Source organism: Tissierellales bacterium (assembly GCA_035301805.1).
GTDB lineage: Bacteria > Bacillota > Clostridia > Tissierellales > DATGTQ01 > DATGTQ01.
This window is the reverse complement of the sequence record DATGTQ010000103.1, coordinates 1-2,286: the sequence shown is the minus strand read 5'-3', so window position 1 is coordinate 2,286 and position 2,286 is coordinate 1. Positions and strand designations below refer to the sequence as shown.

The 2,286-nt window shown below is 30.1% G+C and carries 3 protein-coding genes; all 3 read left to right on the top strand.

Annotated features, from left to right (window positions below; translation table 11 throughout):
- A partial coding sequence (locus VK071_04825; GenBank protein HLR34638.1) for an aldehyde ferredoxin oxidoreductase C-terminal domain-containing protein occupies nt 1–1,232 on the top strand: 1,232 nt, incomplete at its 5' end.
- 66 nt (nt 1,233–1,298) lie between these two features.
- Nucleotides 1,299–1,622, top strand: a complete 324-nt coding sequence (locus VK071_04820) for a phosphopantetheine-binding protein (protein HLR34637.1) — start codon at nt 1,299–1,301, stop codon at nt 1,620–1,622.
- 2 nt (nt 1,623–1,624) lie between these two features.
- Nucleotides 1,625–2,286, top strand: a 662-nt coding sequence (locus tag VK071_04815) for an enoyl-CoA hydratase/isomerase family protein (protein HLR34636.1), incomplete at its 3' end; no start/stop codon positions are given.

Below are 2,286 nucleotides of genomic sequence, written 5' to 3'. Positions count from 1 at the left end.
CCTGTTATTCTTGTCCCGTTGCATGTTCTAAAAGGTACAAAGTAAAAAAAGGAAAATATAAGGGATTAGCTGGGTCAAGAATAGAATATGGTGCAGCATCTATTGGGCCTATAACAGGAATATTTGATTGGCCTAGAACTTTACATCTGAAGCTATTATGTGACAAATATGGACTAGATACTATTGAATTGGGAGCGGTAATAGCTTTAACTATGGAAGGCTGTCAGAGAGGGCTTCTTACAAAGGACCAATTATTTGGAAGAACTGTTAAGTTTGGAAGTGTAGAAGATGCAGAATATATAATAAATCTAATTGTAGATAGAAAAGGAATAGGAGATATTTTAGCAGAGGGAGTTTATAGAAGTGCTATTAAGCTAGGTCTTGAAGACTACTCTTTTTGCATAAATAAGTCCTATACTGGCTTACAAAGTAACAATAGGTTGGTAAGATCTCTAGGTTACCTAACTTCTACAAGAGGAGGAGACCACTTAAAGAGCTTTGCCTTTACTATGCAAAATGGTGGATATTATATAGCTAAACATATTTTTAATATAAGAAATGTAAAAAAACAATTGGACAAGCCTGTAGATATAGGAAGGATACTTTGGTGGCATGAGAACTACAAAATAATTGTAGATTCTATAGGGGTTTGTTTGTTTGCTATACAAGGTTTACCTTTTACAGGAGCCGGTTACTTTGATGATTTTACAGAAATTATGAATTCTATTTATGGATTAGATATGACTGAAGAAGAGGTTTTTTTAGCTGCTGAGAGAATTTATCAGGTTGAAAATGGTTTTAATGTATGTTGTGGTTTAAACATAGACAGATATATATGGCCTGAAAGAAAGCACGATGAAGATATAAATGAGAAGTTACTCGTTGACACAAAAATTTCAGTACGAGACGAACCTGGAATGCTACCTGAGTATTTTAAATATAGAGGACTAACAAAGAGAGGATTACCTAGTGAAAAAAGATTTAAAGAACTAAATGTTAATAATTCTGTGAAGGGGCTTAAGCTTCGTAAGGATGATAGTATTTATTCTATAAAAAGTTTAATGGATACTGTAGCGTTAACTGTTAACTTTAACAGATTCGATAAAATTTATATGAATCTACAAGGTTTTATAATGGATAATTTAATTAAGTTAAAAGATAAATTAAACATACGGAAAATGAAGAAAACTGAAAAATTAGATAAAAAGGCTATAAATGTTGAGAAACTCTAAGTTAATATTATGTTAATAATATAGCACATTAGCTATATTAAAAATAAATTGAAAGGGGAAATCAAAATGATAATGGAAGTAAAGAGGGAATTAACAGAAGAGATTAAGGCTAAATTAAGGGAGAAAGTTTATAATTTTATAGCGGAAGAATGTGAAATAGAAGTAAGTGAAATTAATGATGAGCTAACAATTATGGAAGATTTAGACGGTGATTCATTAATGTTTGTTGAATTAGTGGAAATGTTAAAAAGTGAATATGATTTTAATATTCAATTGCAGGTTGTAGGAAAATATCTTTTAAAAAATCCTGCAGAGACGGTAGGTGAAGTTATTGAAACTATGTACTTAATTTATCAATATGATGATAAAATTGTAGATTTAGAGAATTAAATATGTATGGTGAACTGTTATACAAAAGTGATTTAGTTGAACTGAAAAAGTATAAGGATATTTGTATTTTATATTTAAAGAACGGGAAGCAAAACAAAATAAAGGTACCTGAATTTATTGAACTTGAAACACTTAACGAAATAATTAATAATTATAATTTTATAGCAATGATAATAACAGGAACTGGTAGGTATTTTACATCAGGAGCCGATATTGAGGAATTTAATAAATACAAAGGTAGATTAGAAGATTTCATGGAAGCATTGAATAAGGGAAAAGATTTACTTAAATATATTGAGAAATTGCCCTTAATAACGGTAGCAGCCATAAATGGAGTATGTTTTGGTGCAGGATTTGAAATAGCCTTAAGTTGTCAATTTAGAATAGCTTCAAAAAAAGCCCTCATTTCTTTACCTGAATCGAATATAGGTTTAATGCCAGGTATGGGAGGGAATATAAGATTGACAAACTTAATTGGAAAATCGAAAGCAATTGAATTCATAATAAAAGGTGAAGTGATAAGTGCTGACGAAGGACTAAAATTGGGAATTATTGATCATGTAGTTTCTTCAGGAAAGGAACTTCCCTATGGTATAGACTTTATTAAAACATTAACAAAAGATAAATCTATGGATCAGATTAGAAGTATTATAGATACCATAAA

Coding starts and splice junctions, on each gene's coding strand:
- VK071_04820 (HLR34637.1), top strand. CDS start 1,299: ATGATAATGGAAGTAAAGAGGGAATTAACAGAAGAGATTAAGGCTAAA.